Here is a 6,447-nt window from a genome sequence, read left to right as displayed (position 1 = left end):
GTGGTGACCTCGCTGGATGTCGCGCGGCTGGACCGGGTGCTGGCTCCGAAGGTGGATGCCGCCTGGCATCTGCATGAGCTGACGGCGGGCAGGGATCTGTCGGTGTTCGTGGTGTTCTCCTCTCTGGCGGGTGTGCTGGGCAGTGCGGGGCAGGGTAACTACGCGGCGGGCAATGTCTTCCTGGACACGCTGATGCAGCAGCGCCGTCAGGAGGGTCTGCCCGCGGTGTCCATGGCGTGGGGTCCCTGGGTGCAGAGTGCGGGTCTGACCAGCGGGTTGTCGGATGCGGACATGCGTCGTATCACCGCGTCCGGCACCCCGCCGTTCACGGTCGAGCAGGGCCTGGCCATGTTCGACGAGGCCCTGGCCGGCCCGCAGGCGGCCGTGGCGTTGACGCGGCTGGAGCTGGGTGCCGTACGGGGCCGGACGGACGTGCCGCCGTTGTGGCGCGTCCTGGCCGGGCAGCCGGCCCGCCGCGCCGCCGGCGACCACCAGGCCGGTCCGGACGACCTCGCCCGCCGGCTGGCGGCGCTGCCCGACGCCGAGGCCCGGGACGCGTACCTGCTCCAGCTCGTGACCGACCACGTGGACCTCGTGCTGGGTCACGCGCCGGGTGACGGGGTGGACACCACGAAGGAGTTCCGCGAGCTCGGGTTCGACTCGCTGACCGCGGTCGACCTGCGGAACCGCCTGCAGGCGACCACGGGGATGTCCCTCCCGGCGACGCTCGTCTTCGACTACCCGGACGCGGCCAGCCTGGCCGGCTACCTGAGCGCGGAGTTCGGTGACGCCGGTCCGGTCGCCGCCGAGCCCGAGGCCCGGGCGCCGAGGGATCCGATGCAGGATCTCTACCTCAACGCGCTGGAGAACGGCCGCGCCGACCTCGGTGACGAGTTCGCGCTCAGCGCCGCGAGGCTGCGTCCCCGGTACGGCGACCCCGCGCAGCTGGAGCGGCGGCCGGTGCCGGTGCGGCTGTCCGCCGGGGACAACACGGGTCCCCACCTGGTCTGCGTCTGCCCGCCGCTGGCCCTGAACGGGCCGCAGGCCTACAACCGGTTCGCGGCCGAGCTGGCCGCCGACTGGAAGGTTTCGGCCCTGGTGGCGCCGGGGTTCACGGCGGACGCCCCGCTGCCGGAGAGCGGCGAGGTGCTGATCGCGACGCTGGCCGACGCGGTGCAGGACTACATCGGTGACTCCGCGTTCGCCCTCGCGGGTCTGTCCTCCGGTGGCGTGCTCGCCCACGAGATCGCGCGGGAGCTGCACCGGCGGGGCAACGACCCGCTGGGCGTGGTGCTGCTCGACTCGTACCCGATGAACAGCCCGGTGCTGAAGCGGTGGAAGAACGAGATGGCCCGGGTCGGCCTGGAGCGCGCCCGTTCGCTGGACCGGCGCCAGGCCGACGAGGGGTTCCGTATCGAGGAGATCACCGCCTCGGCCTGGATCTGCGGGGAGCTGCTGCTCGACTGGGAGCCGCAGGAGCTGACCGTCCCGTCGTGTCTGGTCCGCGCCTCCGAGCCCGTGGTGGCCGAGGACGGTGCCGACTGGCAGACGCCGGTGGCGGCCTCGGCGGTCATCGACGTGCCGGGCGACCACTTCAGCATCATGGACCGGCAGTTCGCGGCCACCACCGCGGCGGCCGTACGTGAGTGGCTGGCGGGAGTGACCGGCCAGGCCGGCTAGCCGACCCGGCCTGTCGGCGAGCGGCGGGGGCCCGGACATCCGGGGCCCCGCCGCTCGGCCGTGTGCCGGAGGCGCCGGCCCGGCTGCGCGCGGTCGGCGTGAGCATCTCGGACATGCGCACGAGATCGCGGTCCGGTACGCGCGATCGAGTTACCTGCGTGAGGAGGCCGCGCGTCGATGCGCCCTTCAGAGACCTGTAAGGACATCTCGCATACGGGTGAGCAAACCTCGCTCAGTGTCTATGCCCAGGTGAATCGGTTTCTTCCATGCCTTGCGCGGATCTTGACCCGTCTTTGAGCTGGGCTCGGCAGGCTCTTGATCAGCACAAGGGACTCACATCGACCGAAAGGTGACCGACGTGTCAGTGACGGCCTCCGCGACGGGCGTCGGCCACGTCACGTCACCGCCCGGAACGCCATCGTCACCTCGCCGGTCGGCCGCCTCGCGAGTGGCCTTCTCGCCGTCGGAGCGACCCGCGCTCCCGCGATCAGGTCCGCTGAACCCGGGGTCCGGAGTCGCCGGGTGACCGGGCCCCGGCCCGAGCGGAGTCCTTGCGGGACGCAACGACGATCTTCGGAGGGAATTCTCAGGAACATGCTGGAGCGTGACGAATGCCTCGACCAGCTCACAGAACTGCTCGACAGATGCGCTGAGGGAACCGGTGCGACGGGCATCATCAGCGGCGCGGTGGGGTTCGGGAAGACCACGCTGCTGGAGGCCGTCGTGGCCAGGGCCGCGGACCGCGGGTACATGGTGCTCGGGGCCGTCGGCTCGCAGGTGGAGAGCGCGATCCCGTACGCCGTGGTGGAACAGCTCTTCCAGAGCGCCGAACTCGCCGGTACCGAGACAGACCTCCACGCTCAGCTGCAGCGCGCCAAGGAGGAGTGGTCGCAACTCGGCCTGGAGGCAGGCGCGGCCCAGGCCATGCAGGCGTACCACGGGCTGCTGGTCGAACTCAGCGCGCACCAGCCCGTCGTCCTGTGCGTCGACGACATCCAGCATGTCGACTCCGAGTCCCTGGCCTGCCTGCTCTACCTCATCAGGCGCTGCCGGCGGAACCAGGTCACCATCCTCCTCACGCTCGGCCCGTCCGGGGCCGCGCCGTGCGAAGGGGTGCTCGCCGAACTTGCCTGCCGGCCGGGCGTGGTACACGTCCGGCTGGGCGCGTTTGACGCGCAGGGCATGGCCCAACTGATCGCCGACCGGTTCGGCCAGGCGGCCGCGGAGCAGTACGCGCCGGGGTTCTACGCGATGAGTGGCGGTAACCCGCTGCTCGCGCAGGCCCTCGTGAGCGACCACACCGCCCGCCAGGCGCACCCCGAGACGGGCTACAGCCCGGTCGCCGCCGATCTGTTCCGCGAGGCGTCGGTGGCCTGCACCCGCCGCAGCGGCCCGAACGGGCTGCGCGTGGCGCGGGGGCTCGCGGTCGCCAACGGCGCCGGCTCGCCGGCGCTGCTCGCGCAGCTGGTCGGCCTGGAGAAGTGTGACGTGGACTCGGCGATGGAGATCCTCACCGAGTCACGGCTGATCGAGGGGCTCCGCTTCCGTCATCCGGCGATCCGCTCGGCCGTGCTGGACAACATGTCGGCCACGGACCGGTCGCGGCTGCACCACCGGGCCGCCGGGCTGCTGCGCAGCGACGGCGCGCCCGTCATCGTGGTGGCGCAGCACCTCATCGCGGCCGGGACGGTGGAGGACGACTGGGCGCCGCAGTTCCTGATGGACGCGGCCAAGCAGGCGCTCCGCGAGGACCGGGTGTCCCTGGCGGTGCAGTGTCTCCAGCTGGCCGACAGCTGCTGTCACGACCGCAGCCAGAGCCACGTCATCAAGGCGCACCTGGCGCGTATCAAGTGGCGGGACCAGCCCGAGGCCGCCGCGCGCATGATGCTGTCCCTGGTCGGGCCGGCCAGGACCGGCGATCTGCCGGGCGCCCTGCGCCTCAAGGTGGCCCACCGGCTCCTGATGCAGGGCCGGGTCGCCGACGCGATCGAGATCGGCGGGCCGCTGTTCTCCGGGCACCAGGGGGAGACACCGGGGGACCAGCTCACGCTGGAGCTGAACGTGACCCGGCTGTGGCTGGCGTTCACCTACCCCGGCGTGTACGAGCAGCTCGCGGGCCATGTCGCGCCGGCGTCGCACCAGCAGGCATCCTCGCTCCAGATCGGGCGCCCCCGGCTGTCCGCCATCCATACGCTGTGGGCGGTCCTGAAGCGCGGCCCCGACGACGTGCTGGCGGCCGAGGCGGAGCGGGTGCTCCAGCACCTCCCGGCCGAGGACGACACCATCAGCTCGCTGAACTCGGCCATCGCGGCGCTGGTCTACGCCGACCGGCTGGAGTCGGCGGCCACCTGGTGCAGTCAGCTCCAGACGGCCGCGACCGAGCGCCGCGCCCCTACCTGGCACGCTCTCTTCACCTCGACGCGGGCGATGATCGCTCTGCGCAGTGGAGCGCTGCGCACCGCGGCGGAGTCGGCGGAGGCCGCGCTGCGGAGCATGTCGGTGGAGGCGTGGGGTGTCGAGATCGGCATGCCGCTGGCCACCGCCATCGAGGCCCGTACCGCGATGGGGGACCACGCGGCCAGCGCCGAACTCGTCAACAGCCCGGCCCCGCCTGGCCTGTTCGAGACCCGTTTCGGGCTGCACTACCTCTACGCACGCGGACGCCACTACCTGGCCACGGGCTATTACGACGCCGCCCTCGCGGACTTCATCCTGTGCGGCGAGAAGGCGCAGGAGTGGGACCTGGACTCACCGACGCTGGCGCCGTGGCGTACCGGTGCCGTGGAGGTGTGGCTCCAGCGCGGCCGGCGCGAGCACGCGAGCAGGCTGGCCGACGAGCACCTCGCGCTGGTCAAGCGGGCCCAGCGCCGCACGTTCGGCGTCGCCCTGCGGGTCCAGGCCATGGCGCGGCCGCCGTCGCAGCAGATCGAACTGCTGGGCACGGCGGTGGACATGCTGCAGTCCGCCGGGGACCCTTACGAGCTGGCCCTGACGCTGGTCGAGCTGTGCCGCGCACACCAGCGGCAGGGCGCGGCGGCGCAGGCCCGCCTGCTGGTCCGCCAGGCGTGGCGGATGGCCGACGAGTGCGGGGCCGAAGGGCTGTGCTCGTCGCTGATGCCCAAGCCGGCCTCCGGGGCGCAGGCGGAACAGCCGCGGGCCCTGCCGCCCGCCGACGACATGGTGACCAACGTGCTCTCCGAGGCCGAGCTGCGGGTGTGCTCGCTCGCCGCCCGGGGCCATACGAACCGCGAGATATCCGACAAGCTCTTCGTCACGGTGAGCACGGTCGAGCAGCACCTCACCCGGGCCTACCGGAAGCTCAACATCCGCCACCGCCGCGAGCTGCCCGCCAGCCTCGCCTCCTGACGCGACGCGCGTCCGCCGCGCCGCCCCTTCCGGGGCAGGGCGGCGTCGATCGGGCGCCCCACACCAGGTGTATGTCTCAGCGGTCTGAGCATGATCCGGCGGTGACCGAGCTGGCCCACCGGCATGCCGCGGAGGTGCTCCACGACGCTCGTCGGGGACCCGGCGCAGACCCGCAGGGCAGCGTGTTCGTCCGCACGGTTCCAGCGGTGTACGGGGGGGCGGGAGCGGGCAGCGGGCCGCCGTCATATCGACGTGACAACGTGTGGCTCGTTGAGGCCCTCGGCCCGGGAATGGCCCGGATCTTGTCCTCGGCGAGACGGGCCTGGTCATCTGTCGGCGCCGCACCCCTCGGCTCGAGGACACCTCCCAGCGGATGTGTTGGCCCGCCCAGGGCTACGGCAAGGTGGGCAGGTGCGGGCTGCGTAGCACGAGCAGGGTGATCTCGCTGGGGGCGAAGACGCTGAACGGCGGCCCCCGGAAGCCGGTGCCGCGGCTGGTGTAGAGGTGGGTGCGGGTGCCGTGGTGGCTGAGGCCGGCGAGGGCGGGCTGGTCGATGCGGACCAGGTGGTGGAAGGGCCAGATCTGGCCGCCGTGGGTATGACCCGATAGCTGGAGGTCGATGCCGGCGGCTGCCGCCCGGTCGACGAACTTGGGCTGGTGTGCCAAGAGCAGGACGGGCAGGTCAGGGTCGGCGCCGCTCAAGGCTCCGGCGAGGTGGGCGCGTCTCCGCTGGTCTCGGGCTCGGCCTCGGTGCCGGCGAGGAGGATGCCGTTGACGGTGCGGTAGGGGGGATCGCCGGCCGCGATGGCCCTTGCTCAGGCGGCTTCCAGCCGTGTCTCCTTCCTCAAGTGCCGCGTGGGTCTTGACGAGTAGAGTACTGGAGGGCTGATGCGAGCCATTGCGGAGCGGCGGCTCCGAAGCTCCGCGCCGCCCAGGGGGTTCTCGGCCTGCGGAAGACGTACGGCGGCCAGGAGCGGCTGGTAGCGGTCGGGGCGATCGCGGGCCGGGCGAGGAGGCAAGGTCGCAGGTCACCGTCCTGCGGGACGAGGTCGAGCCAGGTTCGGAGGCCCACATCGACCAGCTCCTCGAAGTCAACGCCCTCTACCGCCGAGATCGGCGATGCCTGCCGCGAGGTTGCTGGGTGCACGCCGCGCGGGTCGGGAATTACCGGACGCTACCGCAGCGCCGCCTTCAGCCGGCCGAGCTGGGCCAGCAGCTCGGCCGGGGCGAGTGAGCGGGCGGTGGCGAATGCCTGGTCCGGGAGCATGGTGCGCGGGCCCGGGTCGTCCAGGTAGCGCGGCAGCACGTGGGTGTGCACGTGCGCCACGGAGTTGTTCATGCACTGGTAGTTGATCTGCGCGGGCGCGTACACGCGATGGATCGCGGCGCCGACGGTCCGGA

Annotated in this window: 2 protein-coding genes and 2 pseudogenes; 2 read left to right on the top strand and 2 right to left on the bottom strand. The window is 72.2% G+C overall.

Features of this window, described 5'->3' with window-relative positions:
- On the top strand, window positions 1–1,680 hold a 1,680-nt coding region (locus ACH47Z_RS46720; RefSeq protein ID WP_399086600.1), incomplete at its 5' end, for a KR domain-containing protein.
- Between the two features lie 594 nt (window positions 1,681–2,274).
- On the top strand, window positions 2,275–5,046 hold the full coding sequence (locus ACH47Z_RS46715; protein WP_399086597.1) for an AAA family ATPase: 2,772 nt from the start codon (window positions 2,275–2,277) through the stop codon (window positions 5,044–5,046).
- A 393-nt stretch (window positions 5,047–5,439) separates the two neighbouring features.
- Here ACH47Z_RS46715 and ACH47Z_RS46710 read toward each other — a convergent pair.
- Window positions 5,440–5,769, bottom strand: a pseudogene (locus tag ACH47Z_RS46710) (metallophosphoesterase); the annotation flags it as partial.
- 451 nt (window positions 5,770–6,220) lie between these two features.
- Window positions 6,221–6,447 (bottom strand): annotated as a pseudogene (locus ACH47Z_RS46705) (histidine triad (HIT) protein); the annotation flags it as partial.

The sequence above is a fragment of the Streptomyces sp. NPDC020192 genome (assembly GCF_044388685.1).
Taxonomy (GTDB): Bacteria; Actinomycetota; Actinomycetes; order Streptomycetales; family Streptomycetaceae; genus Streptomyces.
The sequence above is the reverse complement of the archived record's forward strand: the minus strand, read 5'-3'. Positions and strand labels throughout refer to the sequence as shown.

What these genes read in the sequence shown, in the direction of transcription:
- ACH47Z_RS46715 (WP_399086597.1), top strand. Translation starts at nt 2,275, where the DNA reads ATGCTGGAGCGTGACGAATGCCTCGACCAGCTCACAGAACTGCTCGAC.